The organism is Nocardia asteroides (assembly GCA_019930625.1).
Taxonomy (GTDB): Bacteria; Actinomycetota; Actinomycetes; order Mycobacteriales; family Mycobacteriaceae; genus Nocardia; species Nocardia sputi.
Genome location: CP082844.1, coordinates 4,359,726 through 4,381,864, shown reverse-complemented (window position 1 = coordinate 4,381,864; position 22,139 = coordinate 4,359,726). Strand labels below are relative to the sequence as shown.

Sequence of the window (22,139 nt, the reverse complement as noted above, 5' to 3'; positions counted from 1 at the left end):
CAGCACCTCGGATGCCTGCTCCACGCGCTGCGCCGGCTCGACGGGCATTCGCAGTTCCGCGGATGCCCGTCGAGCGGATGACGGTCAGACCGCTGCGGTCTCACGGACAGCATCGGCGACCGCGGGGGAATCCTTGCGCAGGATCTTGGAGTGGTTACTGGCGACTTTCGCGCTGATCGTGACGTTCGGGTTGTGCGCGATGACCGGGTCGAGTATGGCCCGGCCCTGTTCCATCTCGTCCTTCTCGCTACCGAGGCTTTGTCCGGTGGCCAGAACGAACCGCACCGGGCGGGCCGCGCGTTCGAGGACGGGCACGCTGGCGGCGGCGATCTCGTTGAGTTCGATATTGGACTCGGCATGCTGGGCGGCGCTCATCCGCGCGGCCATACCGAACGGGCGCGCCAGTGGCAGCAGGAATCGCATCTTGTGGAACAGTTTGCGGATCCGCTCGGCGCCTTCCTCGCCGGTCAGGCCGTACGGGAAGGCGTCCACGGTCACCACTCCCAGGACGCGGCCGGGGTTCCGGTCGGCCCAGTGCCAGCTCAGCACCCCGCCGTAGGACCAGCCCACCAGGATGATCGGCTGCTGCACACCCCGGGCCGCGAGCACGGCATCGATGTCTCGCAGGCATGCCTCGAAGGAGTAATCCGCGGATTGCTTCGATTTGCCGCGGGCCCGCTCGTCGAAGGTGATGTGTCGGTAGCCGGGGCCGAGTTCGGCGATCACTTTCTTCCAGTGCGACTGGTCGGCGTAGGCGCCGTTGAGGTAGACGACCGGCCGGCCGGAGCCACCGGAGTCGGTCACCGCCAGTGCAGTGTCCTCGACCGGCACCATGCCGGTCCACGTCGATTCGGTCGTGTTGCTGCTGGTCGCTGCGTTGCTCATGGGAATACAGTCGCCGGACCGGCTGACATCGGCCTGACATCGGTCTGACACGCCACCTGACACACGGTGTCGCGCGCTCACAGCGACCGATACCCGGCGGCGTCTCGAAACCCTGGTAATGAGACGGTCGTTGGAACAGCTGGTTCGAGGCGAGGCCGGAAGGTTGGTGTGTACCGAGATACCCGGCGATGTAGTCGTGTGCGGCGGGGCGCGCCCGCCCGACTGAACGTGGATACACATCGACCACGTCGACCCCGAGTTGTCTGGATTCTGGTGTCGGCGGATCCTGACCGCCCCCGGGCCGGGGGCGGTGAGGCCGCTTCAGATCCGTACCGTCTCGGCGTGTGAGCGAGGTAGTCGAGGAGCCGACAGGATCGATGGCCGTGGCACGGCGCGACGCGCTGCTGCTGGTCTTCGCCTCCGGCGCGGTGATCGGAGTGGGCGGGCGATCTGGGAGGATCTGGTCGCCGCGACCGGCGCCACCGAACGCGAAATGGCACAGCGGCTCAAACGGCGCGGACTCGTCGCCGGCCAGCAAGAAATCGTCGACCGCATCGGACACGCCCGCAACGGCCAGGACCCCACCCACCTCGACGACATCCCGCTGTGGGTGCTGGTCGTCTCCGGCCCGCGCTCCCAACCTCCCCACGTGTCCCTGCACACCCGGCGATCCGGCGCGGAGAGGACCCCATCTGGAGTCGTCACCCAGCATCTCGCCGACGGCGGCAGCACCGTCGACCTGGGCATCACCCTCGTCCCCCCGCACCCCACAACCCGATAACCGCCTTCGAGCCGCGACTGCAGCACCACTACAGTCGAACGGCCCCGGAACACCCGCCTGAGCGAGTTCCGGGGCCATCGCCAATGCCTGGTCGGTCGCGGTACCGCCACCGTATCCGGGTGACGAGTGGGTCCGGGGTGCAGTCTTTGTGGCTGTGGCAGAAGAACTCACTCGGTCTTCGGGTAGGGCCCCACCTTTCGGCGTGTCCGGGGGTCGGGCCTCGAACGATTCCACCAAAAGTCACCAGTCAGCCGTTATCGAGCGATTACCCGACCAGGCGACTACCGATCAGGGCTGCAGAATCCGAATGAGCCCCGAACCGGTCTGCGGCGGTTCGGGGCTCGTTCAGGGGTATTCGCGCCTACCGTCCGATCGCTCAAACAGTTGACGACTCGAATCTATCCCGCGTGCATGGCATCTGAGAAATCCGCTGTGGCGCCAGAAGGTTTGACGTCGGCGCCGCTCAGGCGGCGATCCTGAGCATGCTGGTGCGCACTCTGGGCAGTCGGCCCGCGATGACCTGGGCGGCTGACTCACTGGCCTTGCGATCGTTGTGACCGTAGTAGCGGTCGGTCGTATTGACCGATTCGTGCCCGGCGTCGCGGGACACGACGAAGATCGGGACACCGTCCTGCAATTTCCACGAGATGCCGGTGTGGCGCAAAGTGTACGGGGTCAGAACGTTGCCGCTGAGCGTACGGATCGCGGGGCCGTACCCGGCCAGCAGGTCGTCGGGGTCGGCGCCACGCCATAGTGCTTTGTTACGCAGGAGCCGGAGGTCTCTGCGCGCCAGCAGCAGCTGCTCGAACAGTTCCCATTCGTCGTTGTCGAAGATGTCGATCTCCGCCCAGTCGTAGCGCGAAGCCGCATCCCCGCGCAGGGGTTGTAGGGCAGCAGCGGTACGGGTCGTTGTTCGACCGCGGCGCGTAGCGCGGCGCTGAGGATGGCGTGCTTGTCGGAGATTGTTTTGGGTGCGTTGCCCTTGTCCTGCTGCAGATAGACGATCCAGGCGGCATCGGTGTCCTGAGTGACCGCGTCCAACGGTGCGCGCTCACCGAAGAACGGGATGATGTCGTTGCGGATGTAGGCCAGGTACCTGCGGCGGCCGTCGTCCTGGACACCGGTCAGACTGTTGACGTACTTGGTCAGCCACTCGACCAGCAGCACCGTGCCGAACTCGGCTTCCTGTTCGGTCTCGACGACCTTCAGCGCCTCATCGATCCCGACACGGTCGATCAGGCCCGGCCACCACTGGGCCTTGGCGTAGTCATCGAAGGATTGCGAGGACTGCCGGCGGGTGCCGTCGGTGTCGTAGTAGTGGAAGGGGACCTGCCAGTTGAAGGACTGATGACCTGGGCGGCGTTCCCTGCGGCCGAGCGGGGTGTCGATCCCTCCGCCCGGCCGCCCGGAAAAGCCCTGGTCAGCGACCTGTCGGTGACACCTGCAGGTTCACAACACGTCGATACATTCCACGACAGGACGTAACAGGATTGTGGCCGCGGCGTCAGCACTCCAGCTCGAGGCCACATTCGCTCCCACGTTGGTGATGCCGTCACCATTGAATCGGGGACGGCGTCATCACTTACCTGCCAGGCCAGTTCGCCGGCATCGCGGCAACCCGATGTGTGAGGAGCACCCGGACGGGCAGTCTTCGCACGCACGTTCGACGGGTGTCCGTGTTGCGGCAGTTGCCGGTAGGTAGTGGTCTGAGAGTTTCGGATGTGGGTTGTCTACCTATGCGAGGACGGTTGGAGGTGTCGGCGGGTACGGGTGCCGGTGGGCAGGATTCCATCGGGTGGTCGATGCCCGTCGGGGACGATAGCGACCCTGTGGTGCACAGCGCAGTGGAGCCGATCGGGCAACGACGCCCAGCGGGTCGCGGTCGTCGATCGGATACGTGGTGTCCCGGGTGCCGGGCCCCGGCTTTGCGGGCGAGGCTGCGGCGAACATATCCATTCGGCCGGTGGAGGCGGGTGCCTTCCGGTGGTCGTCGATGCAGAACTGGTTCCTATGATGACTGCACTGCTCCCCCTTGCCTACGGGTATCTACGCGACGACCTGATCGTCGACCGCGACCGCGACCTTGGTGAGGACACGTTGCGCGCCGCCGCCAGGTCGCTGGGCTACGAGCTGGCCGCCGTGTTCCACGAACCGCCGCCGCAGGGCGGATTGCTTCCACCGGCGTTCGCCGATCTGATCCAGGAATGCCGCCGCGCCGCAGCGCACGTGGTGATCACTTTGCAGGGACACCTGTCGAACATGGCGATGTCGAGGATGGTTCTGCAGGAGGTCCTGCACGTACGCGCCGAAGCCGTCGTCCACGAAGTCGCGCACTGAACCTCACAACCAGGCGACGGCGAGAACCCACCGTGGTCGCGTACCCACTTACACCTGTAACCAGGCCTGGGCAGCCAGGGCACAGGCACAGCAGCACGACAGACACCGGCGATCAATGCCGGTATTCCGCAGGGCGTGAGTATCGGCTCGGGCGGTCAGTCGATGACATGCAGCCGAACCCACTGCGGCAGCTCGGCGGCGGCCGGGTGGGCCTCATGGAAATCTTCGCCACCGAGAAGTAGTCATACCTCCGGACCGGGTAACCCGGGGGCATGTCCATATCCAATGATTTTGCGCGAAAGCTATTGCGACCCCCGAGAGCGCGGATTCGGCTTGTCCATTCGAAGCGGCCCGTGTGCCGTCGCACCCACGGGCCGTATTGCGCTGTCACCGCTACGGAGTCACAGCGTTCTGCGTGAGTTGGATACCCGCAGGTTCACTGGGCGTGCGGAATGCGCCGCCCAGGAAATGGCTCGGTGTCCGTTGTTGTCAGACGTGGGGAGTGCAACGCGACCACCGAACCGGAGTGCGCTTACGCTGCAGCGGAGCGGTTCGCCAACGGGCTGAAGTGCCCGAAACCTCTCGGACCAGACAATGAAGCTCTGGCGGTGGCCAGGAGAAAGAGAGTCCGAAGTGAATTTCCTATCGATTCTGTCGCTGCTTCTCAGCGCCGGAAGTAGCGTATTGTCCCTCGGCAGCAGCGTGCTCTGACCTCGCAGGTCCGCTCCTGCTGCTGTGCCGGTCCGCACAGGTCGGCCGGATCACCGGACCCGTCCCATCGAGGTGGCGGCGAGATAAGTGCTCATCCCTCCAACCAGCGGCCGCGATTTGTCCGGGCCGAGCCCCCCGGCTGGACTCAGCACTGGCTATCTCGACTCCCGGCTGGAGTGTCCGTGGCAACGACATGCGTGGTTGCGGGGCCGAGTGGACCCGATGAGAAGTTCTCGACAACTCGTGAAACCCTTCTACAGGAGTTACCGACAAGGTCATCTACTGGTGTATCGGGGTCGCCTTCCTGCTGGTGTGTTGGTATCCCTTGCCGATCTCGTCGAGTTCGCATTCGGTCAGCACCTCTTCGATCCGGTCGAAGCCATGGGGAGCGCGGTCGGCAACTTTTCGGAGGATGTGGTCGACCGGCATGTCCCGGTTGGCGAGGACGATGGCGTTCACCACCTCTCGCCGTGCCGCCTCGTAGGCCTCGAGTCCTGCGACTGCATCGCTTCTCGCAGCCAATTCACGCGCCAGCACGCGTGCGTCGACGATGGCCTGGGATCCACCGTTGGAGCCGACCGGATACATCGGATGCGCAGCGTCGCCGAGGACCGTTATCCGGCCATAGGTCCAGCTTGTCAAAGGGTTCCGGTCGACCATGGGATATTCGAGGATGGTGTCGCTGGCCGCCATCAGCTCACCCACGTCCTGGCCGTCGAACTGCCAGCCCCGGTAGTGCGGCAGCACGTCCTCGAGTCGGCCGGTCCGGTTCCAGTCCGGAATTTGCTCGGCCATATCCGTAACCTTGACCTCTGCCACCCAGTTGATCAGCGCGCGCCCGCGCTGTCGGGCCGCCGCGGAAATGGGGTAGGCGACGAACTTCGCGGCATGGTTGCTTCCCGCGATCACCATGGATGCGCCGGAAAGGAAGGGCCGAGCCTCGCTCACGCCACGCCACATTCGGATGCCGTTCCACAGAGGCGGACCTTCGCCTGGTTGCAGCTGCGCACGCACAGCGGAATGTAGTCCATCGGCACCGATCACCGCGTCGGCACGCATCTCGACGATGCGGTCGCGGATGCGATCGTGGATCCGGACACGGACGCCGTCGGCGTTTTGAGTCGCGTTCTCGAATCGCATGCCGGTGCGCACCGCAGCCGGACCGATGCGCTCGTAAACCGCGTTCAACAGCAGCATCTGGAGCTCGCCGCGATGAACCGAGTACTGCGGCCAAGGGTGGCCTGCGGCAAGTCCGCGTGGTTCACGCCAGATCTCGTTGCCGAACCGGTCCAGGTGCAGGCATTCAGCTGTGGGGATGGCGATCTCGGCCAACCTCTCCTGTAGGCCCAGCTCGGCCAGTTCGCCGGTTGCGTGTGGTAGGAGATTGATGCCGACCCCGAGTGGGCGCAGCTCGATGGCACTGTCGATCACGACGGCCCGGACGCCGGCGGCGTGCAGACTCAAGGCCGCTGTAAGTCCTCCGATTCCGGCTCCGACGATCAGCACTTTCATGAGTCGGCACTCGAGTTGGTACAGGGGTTCATATCGTGTTCCTCGGAGGGTTGGGAGAAGATCAACTGTGGTCGTTCCAACCTCCTCCAGCAGGTGCCCTTGCGATAGCAACCCCGGTGCTGGTCGGCGCACACCCAGCGGTGGGTGAATCCTCACCCAAGGGTGGGCCGTCAGTGAACCGACGACTTATCCTGCGCAGTGCTCTCGATCGGGGCGGCTCCAGTTATCCAGCTGCCCCGCGTTGGGAAGTGATGTCGTGCAATTACTGCTGCGGTGGGCATAGGGTACTTGCGTGAGTGGCTCTGCCCGTGATGTCTTCGAGCATCTGTTGTGGGCGAACCCACCGGACGCACCTGAAAGTCGCTTCGGCACCGCGTGCGTGATCGGCGGCAGTATCGCTGGTCTTCTTGCCGCACGTGTGCTCGCCGACTATGCGCGGCGGGTGGTCGTGATCGAGCGGAACGAGGTCGCGGGGAACGACTCGGTGAGCTCTGGTGTGCCGCATGGCCAGCAAGTGCATGTGCTCTTGCCCGCCGGATTGGTGCGGATCGAGCGCCTGCTGCCCGGCTTCGCCGAGGAGGCGTATGCGCTGGGCGCAGTGCCCGCCGCGCCGGAGAGAGCCAGCCTGTACTTCGACACCCACCCATGCCTGCAGACCCGGCACGAGCCGCTGATGCTGGCGACCCGGCCGTTCTTGGAGGCTCGGATACGTGCTCGGGTGCTGGCGCTGCCCAACGTGGTGATCAAGCGGGGGCGGGCGGTCGGTTTCGACAGTCACAAGGGCGCGGTCTCCGGTGTTCGGTACATGGTCGATGACGCCGAGAACCTGCTCGATACCGACTTCGCCATCGATGCCATGGGGCGTGGCAGCCAGCTTTCAGCCTGGCTCGAGCAGGCTGGGTTCGACCGCCCGCCGCTGCAGCGGTTACCCAGCGGAATCAACTACGCCACCGCGCTGTTCGATCGCGTACGCGACGACGAACCCTCCTGGGCCACCACGCTGGTGCAGCACTCCCCCGGCCGGGGGCCGCGAGGCATCGCGCTGTCGGTGACCAGCGCTGTCGAGAGCGGGCGCTGGATCGTGATGTTGATGGCGCACCACCCGGTCAAACCGCCGCGAACCGTCGAAGAGTTCCGCGAGTTGTGCGCGCACATGCCGCATCCCTTCCCAGAGGCAGTCGGCGGGGCACTCGTCCGCGAGATCGTCACCTACCATCAGAGGGACAGTCGCCGAAGGGATTTCGCCGGACCACTGAACCTGCCTGCCCGCCTGGTGAGTGTGGGCGATGCCGTTGCCGCATTCAACCCGGCATTCGGACAAGGTATGTCCTCGGCGGCATTGCACAGTTCTTGCTTGAACGAGTATCTGCGGGCAGGGCCGGATCTCGACCTGCCCGCGAGAGAGTTCTTCGACCTGCAACAAGTCGTGGTAGACGCGGCATGGCAGGTTTCGGCCGGAAGCGACGCTGCCCGGCTCGACGCTCTCGACAATGCCGAGGTGCCCGAAGAGGTACGGCGCCAGCGGTGGGCGCTCGAGCAGATCACGGCCGCCACCGTCACCGACCAGCATGTCGCGCAAGCCTTCCGGGACGTAACGTTCATGCTCGAACACCCTGACAGACTCGCCGACCCGACGCTGCTCGAACGGGCCGTCACCGCCAACCGCGCCAACGCGGCCGACAAAAGCGATCGGACATAGCAGGTGGGGCGGCCCCGTGTTATGAGTTCGCGAATCCGTGCCCCGAGGCAATCGGTGCACTCGCTAGCACCGCCGAGTGCTTCTAGCAGGGGACGTACCTTCCCGCCCAGCATCGAGCCCCCGGAGCCTTCCCGATAGTTGGGATACCGTCGATGTCAATACTTGCTCGGCAGTGCCGATCAAAGTTCTCGATTGCAGGAGCGCTGAATGTGGAAGAGCCTGAAACGGGCGGTTACGGGGCCGGAGTTACCCTCCGAGCCGACACTGCGGTCGGTTCCGACCCATAGCCGGTTCGGTGCCGCACGATTCACCGAGCTGTGGTATCCGCGAAGTATCACGGTCGAAGTTGTCGGCGCGCCGCGGCTGACCGTACAAGACGAAGGCCTGCCGCGCCGACTCGCTACGAGCGTGGCGCCACCAAGGATCCTTGCGACCAACCGACGCAGCGTGACGCTCATGGTCGAGAGCGATCGGGCGGTCATCTCGGCGGGTAAGCGCGGCCTGCGACGACGCACGTACCGATGCGAAGCGCTCGTGCGAGGAGTCACGTACCGGCTTATCCCAATCGGACCCAAGCGCGCCACCCTCTTCGCGGGAGAGTCCCCCGTAGGGCAGTTCAGGACGTCGAAGGTCAATCACCCACCCGAAACCATCTCCTGGCTACCGACAGCCACACCACAGGATGTCGGAGTCGGAATGCTGCTCAGCTCAGCCCTCGGCGTCGGCGCCAACGGATTGCTCCGAAACCTCCTCCGCGACCTCGACTTCATACCCACACCCTGAGTCGACGATTAGAACCGCGATCTACCCCGGCGATGCGCGGTTCGGGCCCTGCGAGCAAGGTTGTGAAAACGCAGCTTCGATAGTTGTTGTGATGTAGGTGTTGGTTCCACAGTCGAGGTAGTCGGAGCCTCCGCGGCCGCCCTACTCGGTGCACATACGGACCGTGGCATCGGCGTTATTCTCCACCGACCCTCGCGTGATGTCGATGAATCGGCTTCGACGATGCTGGACACCCATTGCGGCACCACACCTTCGCGCTCGGGAAAGAGCCGGCGCCGCGTGTGTCCGGTAGTGGGGCTGCTGCGGTCGAAAGAACCTCAGCCGGCGATATAGCGCAGCATCACCGCGGTGTCGAAGTGCCTCGTCTCTACCAATCGGAGCTGGATGCGCTTGTCCAACGGTGGAAAGAGCGGTGTGCCGCCGCCGAGTGCCACGGGCAAGACGAACAGCTGGTACTCGTCGATGAGCCCGTGGGGTATCAGCGAGGCCGCGAGGCTCGCGCCACCGACCTCCATGACGCCAGAGCCTCCGGCCTTGAGCCTGCGGACCTCCTCGACCGCGTTCTCGCTGACCAGCGTGCTGTTCCAGTGGACCTCGGTGAGTGTGCGGGAAAAGACGACCTTCGGCTTCTCCGTCCAGAGCGTGGCGAACTCACGCTCGATGCGCGGCGCGTCCTCGGGCACGTGCGGCCAGTACTCGGCCATCAGCTCGTACAGGCGACGGCCGTGCAGCGACACCTCGATCTCGCGGTAGCGGTCGTTGTGGAACTGGTGCAGCTCCTCGTCCGGGTTGGTCCAGTCGATGCTGCCGTCGCGATCGTTGATGTAGCCGTCCAGGGACACACTGAACCCGTAGATCAGTTTCCTCATGACGGGTAGACCTCCTACACGCTCGAAACTCATCGGCGCTCATCGGACAGAACTTATCCACGAAATCATCGGACATGGCGGTAGCAGATGACACAGGTGGCGCGGCCGGGGAAGGCTCCGTGGATGTCGTCGCGGCATTCCCCGCGGATGATGATCACCTAAATCCCGCCGGGCCAGACATCGAACCATCCACGCGCCCATTCCGGCCGCAGCGCGACAGCCGGCGGGTGGAGTGCCCATCGAGGCAGGGGGCGAAGGTAGGCGATGCCGGCGCCGAGATCGAAGGCGCGATCACGGGGCGGTTCGCGTTCGCTCCGGACTACGAGGTCCGGCTGGATGGTCACGGGCTCGATGGTGAGACGCTGTGCTGCTGGGGCGAGATCGCTTTCACTCCGGCGTTCACCTTCGGTGGCGCGGTGCCGAACGGCAACCGGGTCTCGGTGCCGGTCTTCATCCTGTGTCGGCTCCGCGACGGTCGGGTGAGCTGGGAGAGCTTCCACTTCGACGTCGCCGGCGTCGCGCGCCAGTGCGGCGTCGACGCTACCGCCCTGGTTCGGGCGTCATGATCGTCGGTGCTCGCCGGCCGAGCAGGACAACGATGCGCGCGGCCCGGCACGAGCACTGGGGATCCCCACTGGAGATCGCCGACGTCCCACGGCCGGAGCCTGCCGCCGGGGAAGTCCGCATCGCGGTGCGGGCGACCAGCGTAAATCCGATCGACATGCACACCGGCCGTAACGCCGGTTACGAGCAGTCCATGCGGCTGCCCTGCATCCCCGGATGGGACGTCGCCGGTGTGGTGGATGCGGTGGGCTACGGAGTAACCCGCCATGCCGTTGGCGACCGCCTCTACGGACTGGCCTGGTTTCCCTATCCCGCGGGCACGTACGCCGAATACATGACCGTTCCCGCGTATCACTTGGTGCCGATGCCGAGGTCGGCGTCCTTCGCGGAGGCGGCGTGCTTGCCGATGGCCGCGCTGACGGCGTGGCAGATGCTCGACGCTGTCGGGGCACGTGCCGGTCGGCACGTTCTGGTCGGTGGAGCTTCCGGCGGCGTGGGTCACGTCGCGGTGCAATTGGCCCTCGCGCGCGGCGCCACGGTCACCGCCCTGGCGAGCCCCGATCACCACGCCACACTGCACGAATTGGGTGCGCACACCTGCGTGGACTACACCGATCGGGATGCTGTCACGGCGATCGGGAAGGTCGACGCTGTGCTGGATCTGGTGGGACACGATTTCGGCGCCTCGCTGTTCGATCGCGTGACGCCCGGCGGCGCGATCGCCTTGGCGACCGCATGGTCGATCAAGGGATACCAAGCCGTTGCGGCGCAGCGGGGTATCCGCGCGGCCTCATGCTTGGTGGAACCCGACCCCGCGGCACTCGCGGGGATCGCGGAGCTGGTCGATTCGGGCGCGGTTCGCGTCGTGGTCGGCGCCGAGTTCGACCTCTCCCACGCTGCCGATGCCCAGCGATGGGTCCAGGATCGCCGCGGCTTCGGCAAGGCCGCGATCGTGGTGAACACGCAGGAGCGTGCGTGAGCGAGAAGCCCAAGCAGCTACGCGGTATCGGGGTGCGCGACAAGCTCGTCGGCATCGCGTCCGAACTCTTCTACGACCACGGTGTACGCGCCATCGGTGTCGATGAGGTCGTGCGACGGGCGGGGATGGCGAAGGCGAGCCTGTATCGATGGTTCCCCACCAAGGACGACCTTGTCCTCGCTGTACTGCAGCGGCGCGACGACAACTTCTGGGCCAAGTGGGACGCGACCGCGGCGCGCTACGCCGACGCGCGGTCCGAACTCGATGCCCAGCTCGCCTGGATCCAGGAACTGGCGACGCGTGAGGGCTATCGCGGCTGCGCTTTCGTCAACACAGCCGCGGAATTCAGCAGTGAGCAATCGGAGCGAATTCGGCAGCGTTGCGCCGAGCACGAACACGAACTCGCGCGACGGCTACGCGCACTGACGGCACGACTCGACGTCACCGATGACGACCGACTTGCCGATGAGCTCCACCTCGCCATCGTCGGCGCCTTCGCGGTCGGCGGGATTTACCCGACAGGTGGTCCGGCCGTCCGGCTCGAGGCATTGGCCGAGGATCTGATATCGCGAGCGCGAGCGGGACGTTGACTCGTCGAGTCGCCCGGCCTGCCGCCGTCCCACCCATGATCAGGTCGAACAAGCGACGGCGTTCCTGGTGATCGACGACCTCGACCTGGTCGACATCGGCGGCTATGCCCCTCGTCGTAATGCCGACGCGGGCCGGCATGGCGGCTGCGGTTCCGTGTGAGAATCAGCGTGAGATCGGCCGGTCTCCTCTGAGAGCGGCCGGACCTGCGGTGTCGCCGATTCCGCAGCAGAGCGATACAGGTAGTTCGATGCCCGACACACATGCCGAGTTCACCCGCAGACAGTCCTGGGAGCGGATGGCCGGCATCCCCATGATGGCGCTGGCCCTTGTATTCCTCGGCGTCTATGCCTGGCAGGTGCTCGATACCGGGGCCTCACCTCGTCTGGACGCCTGGCTCACCCGGGTGGACGTGGCGATCTGGGCGGCGTTCGCGCTCGATTTCGCGGTGCGGTTGTGGCTGTCCGGGAACCGGTTGCGGTTCCTGCGCACCCACCCGGTCGACTTGTTGATCGTGGTGCTGCCGCCGCTTCGCCCGCTGCGGCTGCTGCGGGCCGCCATGCTCGTGATCGGCACGTTGAACCGGAACACGAGGACCAGAGCCAGGCTCGCGGTGTTCGTCGGGGCCAGTTCGATACTCCTGCTGCTGCTGTGCAGCCTGGCCTTCTTCGACGCCGAGTACGGGGCGACCGACAGCAAGATCCACGATTTCGGTGACGCGCTGTGGTGGTCGATGGTGTCGGTGACCACCGTCGGCTACGGCGATGTGTATCCGGTGACCACCGAAGGCCGTTTGATCTCGTTGATCCTGATGACCTTGGGTATCGGCCTGATCAGTTTCGCGATCGGCACCACCACCAGCTGGGTGATGGATCAGCTGAAGAGTGTCGAGGCGAATGTGGAGAATACCGACCGGGAGATCACCGAACTCGTCGCCGAGATCAAAGCCCTGCGCGCAGAAGTGGCCGCGCTGCGCTCCATCGCGATTGCGCCGGCTGCCGTGCCGACCGAATGAGCGGAGGGCTCACCGTTCTTGCCCGCGGGTGCCTCATCCCGACCCGCTTCGGAGTGCCCGACGACATCGATGCCGAGGATCCAGCGACGGGCCTGATCGCTTGCGGCGCCGGCTCACTATCGAAACGAGCGTACGTACCCCCGCCATCCGATGACCGGAGCATTCGACATATCGGACGGCGCGGCCCGGCAGGGCGCGCCGAGGTCTAGACGATCGTGGCAGCGATGAGCAGATTCCAGATCTCGCCCTGGTCGACGACCTCGACGCCGAGCTTCTGCGCCTTGGCCAGCTTGCTGTCACCGACTCCCGCACCGGTGATGAGAAGGTCGGTATTCGCCGAGACCGAGGACGCTGCCGTCGCGCCCGCTTTCTCGCACAGGCGTTGGAATGTCGGGCGGGCGACCTTTTCGCCCGAGCGCGGGTCGCTGATCGCGCCGGTGATCACCACCGTCTTTCCTTCCAGTGGCGCGCCGGCCGCGATGACCGGGGGAAGGTCTTCCTCGCGCACGTCCAGGCAGACGCCCGCCGCTCGCAGGCGTTCCAGTTCCGGACGCAGGCGAGTGAGGTGCGTGACCAGGGAGGCGGCGACCTTCGGTCCGATGTCCTCCACCGCCAGGAGCCGTTCCTCGCCCGCGTCGGCGACCTCCTCGAGGGAGCCGAATCCCGCTCGGGCCAGTCGAGCGGCGGTGCCGTCGGAGGCCATCGGGATCGCCAGGCCGATCAGCGCGCGGCGCAGGCCTACTCGGCGGCTGGCATCGATCGAGTCGATCATGCGCGCGGCCGAGACCTCGCCGATGCGGTCGAACTCGAGCAGGCGCTCCTTCGTCAGTGTGTAGAAGTCCGACGGGCGCTCCAGGATGCCGGCCTCGGCCAGGCGTTCGATCCACACCTGCCCGATGGCGTCGATGTCGGCCGCCGCCCGCGACGCCCAGTGGATCAGCCTCCGCACCGTCTGCGCGGGGCAGGAAACGTTGGTGCAGAACAGTTCTCGGCTGTTGCCCTGTTCGGTCACCGGCTGCTCACACGAGGGGCAGGCGGTGGGCGGCACGATCTCGCGCTCCTCGCCCGTGCGCTGAGAAGCGTCGAGCACGCCCGCCACGAACGGGATCACGTCGCCCGCGCGGCGCACCAGCACGGTGTCACCGACCTTGATGTCGCGGGCGCGGATCACCTCTTGGTTGGCCAGCGTCGCTTTCGTCACCGTCGTGCCGCCCACGAACACCGGCTGCAGCCACGCGACCGGGACGATCTTGCCCGTCTTGCCGACGTCCCAGACCACCTCGGACAGCAACGTGGTCTTCTCCTCGGCGGCGAACTTGAATGCCAGCGCGCCACGTGGGGAGTTCGACCGAGTCCCGGCCGCGGCGTAGGCATCTCGGTCGGCCAGCCGTAGCACCGCGCCGTCGAGGTCGTAGTCCAACTCGTTGCGACCTTGCTCGATCGCGGTGATCGCGGCCTGTGCTTGTTCGGCATCGGCGCAGTGGCGCATGTCCGCGCCTGTGATCCCCAGTGCCGCCAGGCCCTCCTGCAGGTCGAGCGCGGCGGAGTCGGCCGGGGTGTCCAAGTCGAAACCGAAGAACTGCAGGCGACGCTCGGAGACTGTGGCCGGGTCCTTCGCCCGCAGTGTGCCCGCGGCGGCGTTGCGCGGATTGATCAGCGGCTTGTCGGGATGGGCGGTGTTGTAGGTAAGGAAGGTCGAGCGCAGCATCACGGCCTCGCCGCGCACCTCCACCCGCCCGGGAACGTCGATCCGTTCGGGGACGCCGTCGACCAACGCGCGGACCAGCACGGTCACGTCGTCGCCGGTGGTGCCGTCACCTCGGGTCACGGCTCGCACCAGCCGCCCGTGCTCGTAGATCAGTGCGAGGGACAGGCCGTCGAGTTTGGGCATCACCACGACGGGCTGGCCGGGGAAGCGGTCGAAGAACGCCGCGACTTGTTCGGGCTTGGTCGCTTTCTCCAGTGACAGCATCGGACGCGAATGCCGGACCGGGGCGTGCAGCACTGCGGGCGCCCCGACCTGCTCCAGCGGATTCGGGTCGGGCGTGAGGTCGGGGTGCGCCTCGATCAGGCCACGCAGTTCGTCCTCGATCGCGTCGTACTCGGCGTCCGCGACCAGCGGCGAGCCCTGATAGTAAGCGTCGCGCAGTGCCACAATGCGGTCCGCGAGCACCCGGATACGTTCCCCAGCTTCCACAGCACCTGACGCTACCGACACCCACCGACACTCGGTGTCCCTACGGCCGAGTCGGCGAACTCGGCGCTGGGTTCGTACAACGAGATCGTGCCGACCCCCTGAATGTACGGCCTTGAGGCCCTGTCCCGCGCGCCGATACTGTGACCCCGCGCGGCAAGATCATCACTGTCTGCCGCATCGATCGGGAGGAATGACAATACATGCGTAGCACAGTCACGCTGGTGGTTCTGGGTCTTGTAATCGGCGCGCTGACCGGTTGCGGCAGTAGTGACGACCAGCAGACGTCGAGTCCGGGGCGGTCGAACAGTTCCTCGGGCGACACGAGCGCCTACTGTGCGGCGGGGAAAAACTTCAGCCCGACGGTCCCAGCCACGAACACCTCCACCGAGCAGACGCTCGCCGCAGTTCGCGCGATCGAGGCAGCCGCCCCCGCGGAGGCCAAAGCGGGATGGACCGCCTATGCCGAGGGCTACGAAAAGTTCGTCGAGGGCAGCAAGCTGATGAAGAACCCGTCGCGCCTGGAGGAGGCCGCCAAACTGATGGAGGAATCGTCCACAACGTTGGAGAGCCCCGCAGTCCGGGCCGCGACGGACCACCTGGCGAAGACCTGCGGCTGACTCGCTGAACCGCCCACCCGGAGCCGGGTCACGATCAGCGACGATCTTGTGATTCGGCCGAGGAGCGGACCGCAGTTTGCTGGGTCACGGTGAGGGTAGGCCGGGAGGGAATCGGTTCGGTGTAGGAGGAGGCAGTGGTGGGACACGCGTTTCCAATCGTGCACGACGTGACGGCGGTATCTCGGTTATGACCGCCAACCGTCGTCCCTTGGGAGGATATGTCGTCACGATGGTGGCTTACGCGACCGTGGTGTTGGCGGTCGTGCTGCTGGGGAGCGCGACGGGCCGCAAACTCCCGCGCGCGATGAGCGTCGGCGATCTGGTGGTGACCGCGTTCGCCGCCCACAAGCTGTCGCGTCTGGGGACCAAGGCCGCGATCACGGCGCCGGTGCGTGCCCTGTTCACGCAGCCGGTCCCGCACGACGGCGGGCCCGGAGAAGTGGCCGAGGAGCCGAAAGGGACCGAGGGGATCAAGCACAGCATCGGTGAGTTGCTGAGCTGCCCGTTCTGCTTCGACGTGTGGGCGATCACCGGCTTGACCATCGGCCACGTCTTCGCGCCGCGGGCGACGCGAGTGCTGGCAGACGCCGCGGCGGCTTTGGCCGGCGCCGATTTCCTGCACCTGGCGTACGCCACTGCTCAGCAGATCGCCCAGGGAGAATTTCCGGCGGGCCGATGATGAAGCGGTGGCTCGCCGCGACCTTCGTGACCGAAAGTGTGCGGTGTGATCATGGAGTGAGTTGCCGGGGTTGAGTCCAGCGGGCGAGCAGGACGGTGGCGTCGTCCTGGAGTTCTCCGTTCTGATGGCTCAACACGGCTTTGATGAGTCGGCGAGCGGTCTCCGGAGGTGGGTAACCGGCGGCGGCTTCGCGGCGGAGGAAGTCGAACAGCCGCGCCTCACCGAAGAATTCGCCGGTGTGGTCGCGGGCTTCGGTGATGCCATCGGTGTAGAGGACCAGCCAGTCCGCCGGTTGCAGGACCTCTTCGCCGACGCGCAGGTCTCCCAGACCCAACCCGAGCGGACGGCAGTGGCCGGCATGCAGGGGTTTGACGACCTTCCCCTCGCGCATCAGCAGTGGGTCGGGGTGGCCGGCGTTGATATAGCGGAGGCGGCCGCTTCGCAAGTCGAGTTCGGTCAGTACGGCGGTGGCGAACACCGTGCTGCCGAACTGGTCGCTGATGTGCTCGTCCATCGTGCGCGCTTGTTCGAACAGACCGCGCCCGGCGTGGCGGGCGCCGCGATAGGCGGCCAGCGCGGTGGCGGTGATCAGGCCACTGCGCAGGTCGTGGCCGACAGCGTCCAGCACGAGCAGGGAGGCGGTGCCCTCGGAAAGGGCGTAATCGAAGGCGTCGCCGCTGACATCGTGGCGGGGCTCCACCACGCCGGTGACGACGAAGCTGTCCACCCCCGCGGTCAGCGGTGGTAGCAGTGACCAGATCAGCTCCCCACTGACCGTGCGGGGCGTACGCAGCCGGATCCGGTCGATGGCGTCGCCGTACTGCGACATCAAGGTGACCATGTGACCCGCGAGTTGCGACACCCACCGGCATTGCATCCGCAGGCCGGGGTCATAGAGGTCGTCGGGGTCGTCGACCGCGACGCGGAGGACACCGAGCCGCTCGGCTCCGTCCACCAGCGGTACCCACAGCCGGGCCCCGCCGGAAGTATGGGAGGGCAGCATCTGTACCTGCCGGAAGGCCCGACCGGCCAGAGTACTGTCGATGTCGAGTTCGACCTCGGTGGCTGCGGCGTGGCCGTTGGCGAAGCCGGGCGGGATGGGACGCAGGTATCGCTGGTCGTAGTCGGCGAGGTAGATCGTGATGTGGACGCCGAGCGCCTGACCGGCGGCGTCGGTGACGGCGGGGAGCCGGTCCGGTGGGGCGAGGTCGGTGCCCTTCAACAGCTGTAAGAGGGCGGACAATGCCGCGTTGGGCGCTTCGCCGTCGCGGATCGGTCGGCTGAAGGTGGCGTGCTTCGACCAGGTCAATTCATCGAGTCGTTCGTTGGCCGCTTGGGCAAGGATGTCGCGCTCGAGCGGTGGCAGCTCGCCGGTCGAATGCGCGTAGGCGTCGATGTCGAGGTAACCCGCCACGCCACCCAGGCCGAAGTAACGCAGCCACAGCTGCTCGAGCGAGAGCTCAGCGCCCTTCAACGCGAGGAACAGGCTGCGCTGCTGCTCCCGGCCGCGGTCGGCGGCGAAGTCGTCACTCATCGCGCCCAGCCTGGGGCGCCGGCGGCATCGTCACCACGTCTCTCCGGACAGCACATGGAGGTCACCGGCGTAGCCGCACCGTGGACCGGGCGAGCTGTTCGGCGATCCGTCGCACGGTGAGGTGCTGTTGCTGAGCGGCGCTGACCAATGCGAGGAAGGCGGTCCGCTCATCGACCCCGTCGCGAGCCATCACGATGCCCTTGGCCAAGGTGATCGCCTCACGCGCACGTAAGGTGTCGGCGATCTGCGCGCTGAGGCGCTCGGCGTTCTCGGCGGCCCGCGAGTTGGCGAGCAGCATGGCCGCCTGCGTGGCGAACATGCTCAACAGGTGCTCCTCACGCCGCCCGTAGGCGCCGGGGTGCCCGGCGTAGACCTTCAGCACACCGAACGATCGCTTCCCCGCTACCAGCGGTGCACTCAGCGACGAACCCAGCCCCAGCTCGACCACCTTCTTCGACCAGGCCGACCAGCGATCGTCGGCGCCGAGGTCGTCGACACGCACCACGACGCGGTCGGACCAAGCGGTCAAGCACGGGCCCAAACCCAGCTGGTACTGCAACTCATCGGCGCGCTCGACAACTTCGTCGGTGGCCGCCGCGGTCACCCGGTCGCCCGTAGGGTCCGACCGGGTGATCCCGGCTCCCAGCGTGCCGGGCACGACCTCAGCGGCCAGCGAGCTGATCAAGGTCAGCGCCGTATTCACCGTCTCCGCCGACAAGAACAAGCCCGACATACGCGCGAACACCGTCCCGAGCTGCTCCAGCACCATGCGGTCTTCCGCGAGAACCTCCGCAGGCCGAGCCTCTGGGGACATAGCGCTCACCTCTCCTCCGGCTGCACGCCCGCTTCCGCCCGTTCCGGCGGTACCCACGCTGCCCCCGTTCAAGCCCACCATCGAGGTCGCGTTCCGCGACCTCGGCTCCGCCCACCGGATCGCGCAGCCGATCGGCTCACGCCCTGCAATCCGTCGACCCATCGCACTCTCCCGAGGACGCCACTCCGCTGCGACATGGCGTCGCTGAACAGACACCGGCACGCGGGAAGCCCTGACATCACGCTCGGCGGCGGCTCGCCGCGCACCTGCGGTTCGACCGCTCTCTACAGCTGGTGGGTACGCAGTCGATACCGGCGCTCGGCGTACGCCAGGTCGTCACGCCACAGCCGGGTCGCGGCGCGAGTCATCAGCGGGCGCAACACCGGCAGTGCCCGGCGCGCGTGCCGGAATCCCGGCCGCTGCGAGTTCGCGATCACGGCCTCGATCACCGCGGTGCGCGGACGGCCGTCGGAGCCGGGACCCAGTGGTGTCGCGTGGGTTTCGATCACGCTTCCCGTTCCCTCACCGGAGACGATGCGCATGACGATGGTGCGCGGATCCGGACAGGTGAACTCGGCTTCGACCGGCACGCCGAGCCGGCGGGTCACGCGGAAGGTCACGGTGAGCAGGAACCGATGATTCTCCGCGGTGATGTCGTGCCGTGGCGGGGCCTGCGCCACTTCCAGGCGGGTGAACGAGTACGGATGCAACCAGGAGCCGTGCCAGGGGTCGAGCCGGTTGGCGATGATGTCGCGAGGCTCGCATACGCCGGTCACGCTCGTCACCGCGTGCACGGTGGTATCGGCAGGGCGGGAGCCGATGATCGGTGCGTCGGTCGGTGGCTGCTCTCCGATCGTGTCCAGCCGCACCCAGACCAGCACGCCATCGTCGTAACTGGGGTACGCACGCCATCGAGCGCGCCCGGTCGCGTCTACCCGTAGACCGTGCCAACGGCAGATCAGTGCGGCGTCGTCGACCTGCGCCTCGGCAAGCGGAGCTCCCAGGTGCGGGCACGCTCCCGGACCGACATGCAGACTGTTCCGCTCGTCTCGCCAGGCGACGAGTTCTACCCCGCCGATGCTCGTGCCGAACGGACGGTCGCGCCCGATCTCGCGACTGGCGGCGAAGGTGTACCAGTTACCTGAGGGCCGCTGTTGTGACCATCGCAGTGCGGCCGCGATCAGACCGGGGTCCGCGTCCGAGTGAGTCGGCCGCTGGCGGGACCATTCCTCAGGCGAGAAGCGCTGTAGTGGAACATTTTTCGGCCACCTGCCGAACACGGCGCGTTTGCTCACGGTGTCCCCCCGCGAGTGGCGAGAGTGCGCAGAATCGCCGATCGGCCATGGCTGGGGACCGTCTGCAAAGAGTGGCCGGTACCGCCCCACTGACGCACCAGCGTGTTCGCCGCGACCCAGCCGGTGGTCGCGGCCCGTTCCATCAGCGCTACCGGCAGGTCGACGCGTATGCCGTCGCCTGCCAGGACCAACCGCGGGTGCGGAGTCGGCACACCGGGCCGCCGAGCGAAGTCGCCGGGCGCGAACCGTGGGCAGTCCTGCCGCCACAGCATGCTCTCCCCCACGACGCGGGCCTCGGCGGTCTCGGGATAGATCTCGTACAGCCGTGTCAGCAACCGGTCGCGCACCTCCTGACGTGCCCCGTCGCGCGGTATCTCGTCCGCGACGGCGTAGGCGTGCAATTCGACGACACTTCCACCGTTTCCGCGTGCCCAGTCCGCCGCTTGCTTCTCGTAGGTGTTCACCACGCTGATGTTGTCGAGCGGATCCAGATTTCCGGTGCCGAGGAAGCTCGGACGGTCGGCGCGCACCGGCTGGTTCAGCCACAGACGAAGCACGGCGAAGGATGGCGCGACGGCCATACGGGCTACCTGCGAACGCCACGGGGCATTGCCCAGCGTGGGAGACGCGGCGACGATCCGGCGCAGCCCGGTGACATCGACGGCCAGGACCACCGCGTCGGCGGCCGTCTCGGCATCGGTGTCGTCGACCACTCGGAACCCGGTCGCGTCGTCGGTCTCGATTCGGTCGACACATACACCCAGGTGGAAGCGGACCGTGCCCGGCCGCTGGGGCAGTCGCGGCGCGGTGAGGTAGTCCGCGAGCGGTGTCCACAAGCTGACGTCGAAATTGTCTTCTGCCACATCGAACAGCAGGCCTTCGCTGGAACCCAGGAAGTAGATGTGGAACATCGTCGCCAGCTCGGCGGCGGACATGTGCTGGGGAGCGACGAAGAAACTGCGCGAGAAGACCTCGAACGCGAGGTGGCGGGCTGCGTCGGGAAACTTGACGCGACGCAGGAAAGTTTCCGCATCCAAGTGATCGATTCGGTGGTAGATGTCCGGAACCGAGACCGCGGCCAGCGGCGCGGCAGCGCGTGGGTCCATACGAATGAGATCGCGCAGTCGAAACGTCGGGCTGCGCAGCGCGAAGGCGAGCGCATTCCAAGGCGGGGCGCTGGGCAGATGACGAAAGGTGTCGCGGCGGCCCTCGGCATCGACGAGCGGGTAGTCGTCGAGCCGGCGCAGCCTGCGTAACTGCGGATCGGTGCGGGCCAGCAGTTTCCGGAGATTGTAGTACTGCGCGAAGAAAGCGTGGAAGCCACGGTTCATCCCGACCGTGCTGCGGTCGGGAAGCTGTTCGGTCCAGGCGCCCACACGCCCACCCAGGTACCGCTCGCGTTCGATGACCTCGACGTGAAATCCCCGTTCGGCCAGCCCCGTCGCGGCCGCCAAGCCCGCGATCCCGGCACCGACCACAACGGCGCGCGGGCGCCGGCCGCCACGGCCGACGTCCATGTGCCCCGCGGCCGCGGGATAGCGCACTCGCCGGGGATCCCCGCCGCGCCGAGAAACCGGCGCACCGAGCCTCATTGCCGGACACCCCCCTGCCGCTGCCGTGCCCGCTCCCAGCCCAGTAGCACCGACGTCACCAGAACGAAACCGAACAGGAAGTCCTCCACCGGGATATCCCATGGGAATCGAAGTCCGAGAATGTGTTCCGGGTTGTACCGCACGATCGGTGCGTCGAGCCTGGTCAACCAGCCGTCGACGGGAATCTGGAACCCCAGGACGATCAGCATCGTCAGCCAGTAGCCGGGTCGCCGGAACAGCCCGGTCCGCAGCAGCGCGCACTCGACCAGACACACCCCGACAACCGCCACCACGGCGGGCAGCGTGTACCCCGGACCCACGACGCTCATCATCGCAGCCCTTTTGTCGCGCTTCTGGTGCCGCGGCGGCGGACCGTGCCGAGCAGTGTTTCGACCGCGACGTAGGTCAGCAGCCCACACAGCGGGACGACAAGGAAGAACAGCAACTCCTCCAGCGGAATCGCACCGGGAAGGAACACACCGAGCAGATAGCGGGGATTGAAATCCCACACGCCGACGGCAACCGCCACCAGGTCCCAGGCCACGAACAACGTAACGGTGGGCAGCAGGGCGCCGAGCAGGAGCCGCGGCCTGCGGTAGACACCAGGACCGAGGAACTCCAGCGGAGCGGTCAGCACCAGGCAGACGACGAGAACGAGGAGATAGCGCCAATGGTCCATACCAGCACC

21 protein-coding genes are annotated in these 22,139 nt (G+C 66.6%); 10 read left to right on the top strand and 11 right to left on the bottom strand.

The window, feature by feature from the left end; all coding sequences use genetic code 11:
* Window positions 1-84: 84 nt before the first annotated feature.
* Window positions 85-834: an alpha/beta fold hydrolase gene (locus K8O92_20245; GenBank protein UAK35833.1), complete on the bottom strand. Its 750-nt coding sequence runs from the start codon at window positions 832-834 to the stop codon at window positions 85-87.
* 544 nt (window positions 835-1,378) lie between these two features.
* On the opposite strand from K8O92_20245, the gene K8O92_20240 reads away from it, so the two are divergent.
* The gene (locus tag K8O92_20240; GenBank protein UAK30267.1) at window positions 1,379-1,666 is read left to right on the top strand and encodes a hypothetical protein; all 288 of its coding nucleotides are present in this window, start codon (window positions 1,379-1,381) and stop codon (window positions 1,664-1,666) included.
* 463 nt (window positions 1,667-2,129) lie between these two features.
* Here the strand turns inward: K8O92_20240 and K8O92_20235 are convergent, their stop codons facing one another.
* On the bottom strand, window positions 2,130-2,330 hold the full coding sequence (locus K8O92_20235; GenBank protein UAK30266.1) for a hypothetical protein: 201 nt from the start codon (window positions 2,328-2,330) through the stop codon (window positions 2,130-2,132).
* Window positions 2,331-2,614: 284 nt separating this feature from the next.
* Between K8O92_20235 and K8O92_20230 the strand changes: the two genes are divergently transcribed.
* Window positions 2,615-3,151 (top strand): hypothetical protein, encoded by a 537-nt coding sequence (locus tag K8O92_20230; protein ID UAK30265.1) that lies wholly within the window; start codon window positions 2,615-2,617, stop codon window positions 3,149-3,151.
* A gap of 525 nt (window positions 3,152-3,676) precedes the next feature.
* The gene (locus K8O92_20225) at window positions 3,677-4,003 is read left to right on the top strand and encodes a hypothetical protein (GenBank protein UAK30264.1); all 327 of its coding nucleotides are present in this window, start codon (window positions 3,677-3,679) and stop codon (window positions 4,001-4,003) included.
* 990 nt (window positions 4,004-4,993) lie between these two features.
* Here the strand turns inward: K8O92_20225 and K8O92_20220 are convergent.
* The gene (locus K8O92_20220; protein UAK30263.1) at window positions 4,994-6,226 is read right to left on the bottom strand and encodes a flavin-dependent oxidoreductase; all 1,233 of its coding nucleotides are present in this window, start codon (window positions 6,224-6,226) and stop codon (window positions 4,994-4,996) included.
* A gap of 292 nt (window positions 6,227-6,518) precedes the next feature.
* Here K8O92_20220 and K8O92_20215 point away from each other — a divergent pair, with 292 nt between their 5' ends.
* Window positions 6,519-7,925: an FAD-dependent monooxygenase gene (locus tag K8O92_20215; GenBank protein UAK30262.1), complete on the top strand. Its 1,407-nt coding sequence runs from the start codon at window positions 6,519-6,521 to the stop codon at window positions 7,923-7,925.
* A gap of 1,100 nt (window positions 7,926-9,025) precedes the next feature.
* Here K8O92_20215 and K8O92_20210 read toward each other — a convergent pair.
* Window positions 9,026-9,577, bottom strand: a complete 552-nt coding sequence (locus K8O92_20210; GenBank protein UAK30261.1) for a dihydrofolate reductase family protein — start codon at window positions 9,575-9,577, stop codon at window positions 9,026-9,028.
* Between the two features lie 119 nt (window positions 9,578-9,696).
* Here K8O92_20210 and K8O92_20205 point away from each other — a divergent pair, with 119 nt between their 5' ends.
* From K8O92_20205 to K8O92_20190, 4 genes are all read left to right on the top strand, one after another.
* Window positions 9,697-10,143, top strand: coding sequence for a hypothetical protein (locus tag K8O92_20205; GenBank protein UAK30260.1), 447 nt, complete (start codon window positions 9,697-9,699; stop codon window positions 10,141-10,143).
* Entirely contained in the window at window positions 10,140-11,120 is a 981-nt protein-coding gene (locus K8O92_20200; protein ID UAK30259.1) for an NADP-dependent oxidoreductase, read from the top strand. The genes K8O92_20205 and K8O92_20200 overlap by 4 nt, the downstream gene beginning before the upstream one ends.
* Entirely contained in the window at window positions 11,117-11,710 is a 594-nt protein-coding gene (locus tag K8O92_20195) for a TetR/AcrR family transcriptional regulator (protein UAK30258.1), read from the top strand. The genes K8O92_20200 and K8O92_20195 overlap by 4 nt, the downstream gene beginning before the upstream one ends.
* 248 nt (window positions 11,711-11,958) lie before the next feature.
* Window positions 11,959-12,723 (top strand): potassium channel family protein, encoded by a 765-nt coding sequence (locus K8O92_20190; GenBank protein UAK30257.1) that lies wholly within the window; start codon window positions 11,959-11,961, stop codon window positions 12,721-12,723.
* 205 nt (window positions 12,724-12,928) lie between these two features.
* Here K8O92_20190 and ligA read toward each other — a convergent pair whose 3' ends face one another.
* The gene (ligA, locus tag K8O92_20185) at window positions 12,929-14,920 is read right to left on the bottom strand and encodes an NAD-dependent DNA ligase LigA (protein UAK30256.1); all 1,992 of its coding nucleotides are present in this window, start codon (window positions 14,918-14,920) and stop codon (window positions 12,929-12,931) included.
* 200 nt (window positions 14,921-15,120) lie between these two features.
* Between ligA and K8O92_20180 the strand changes: the two genes are divergently transcribed.
* On the top strand, window positions 15,121-15,537 hold the full coding sequence (locus K8O92_20180; protein ID UAK30255.1) for a hypothetical protein: 417 nt from the start codon (window positions 15,121-15,123) through the stop codon (window positions 15,535-15,537).
* Between the two features lie 187 nt (window positions 15,538-15,724).
* Entirely contained in the window at window positions 15,725-16,216 is a 492-nt protein-coding gene (locus tag K8O92_20175) for a DUF1360 domain-containing protein (GenBank protein ID UAK30254.1), read from the top strand.
* Window positions 16,217-16,265: 49 nt separating this feature from the next.
* On the opposite strand, the gene K8O92_20170 is transcribed toward K8O92_20175, so the two are convergent.
* From K8O92_20170 to K8O92_20145, 6 genes are all read right to left on the bottom strand, one after another.
* Complete coding sequence (locus K8O92_20170; protein UAK30253.1) at window positions 16,266-17,750, bottom strand: serine/threonine-protein phosphatase; 1,485 nt, start codon at window positions 17,748-17,750, stop codon at window positions 16,266-16,268.
* Window positions 17,751-17,811: 61 nt separating this feature from the next.
* On the bottom strand, window positions 17,812-18,564 hold the full coding sequence (locus K8O92_20165; GenBank protein ID UAK30252.1) for a GAF and ANTAR domain-containing protein: 753 nt from the start codon (window positions 18,562-18,564) through the stop codon (window positions 17,812-17,814).
* 284 nt (window positions 18,565-18,848) lie between these two features.
* A complete protein-coding gene (locus tag K8O92_20160) occupies window positions 18,849-19,859 on the bottom strand; it encodes a Rieske (2Fe-2S) protein (GenBank protein UAK30251.1) in 1,011 nt (336 codons plus the stop codon).
* A complete protein-coding gene (locus K8O92_20155) occupies window positions 19,856-21,451 on the bottom strand; it encodes an FAD-dependent oxidoreductase (protein UAK30250.1) in 1,596 nt (531 codons plus the stop codon). Before K8O92_20155 ends, K8O92_20160 begins: the two co-directional genes overlap by 4 nt.
* A complete protein-coding gene (locus K8O92_20150; protein UAK35832.1) occupies window positions 21,448-21,780 on the bottom strand; it encodes a lycopene cyclase domain-containing protein in 333 nt (110 codons plus the stop codon). Before K8O92_20150 ends, K8O92_20155 begins: the two co-directional genes overlap by 4 nt.
* Complete coding sequence (locus K8O92_20145) at window positions 21,780-22,130, bottom strand: lycopene cyclase domain-containing protein (protein ID UAK30249.1); 351 nt, start codon at window positions 22,128-22,130, stop codon at window positions 21,780-21,782. The genes K8O92_20150 and K8O92_20145 overlap by 1 nt, the downstream gene beginning before the upstream one ends.
* Between the last annotated feature and the right edge of the window lie 9 nt (window positions 22,131-22,139).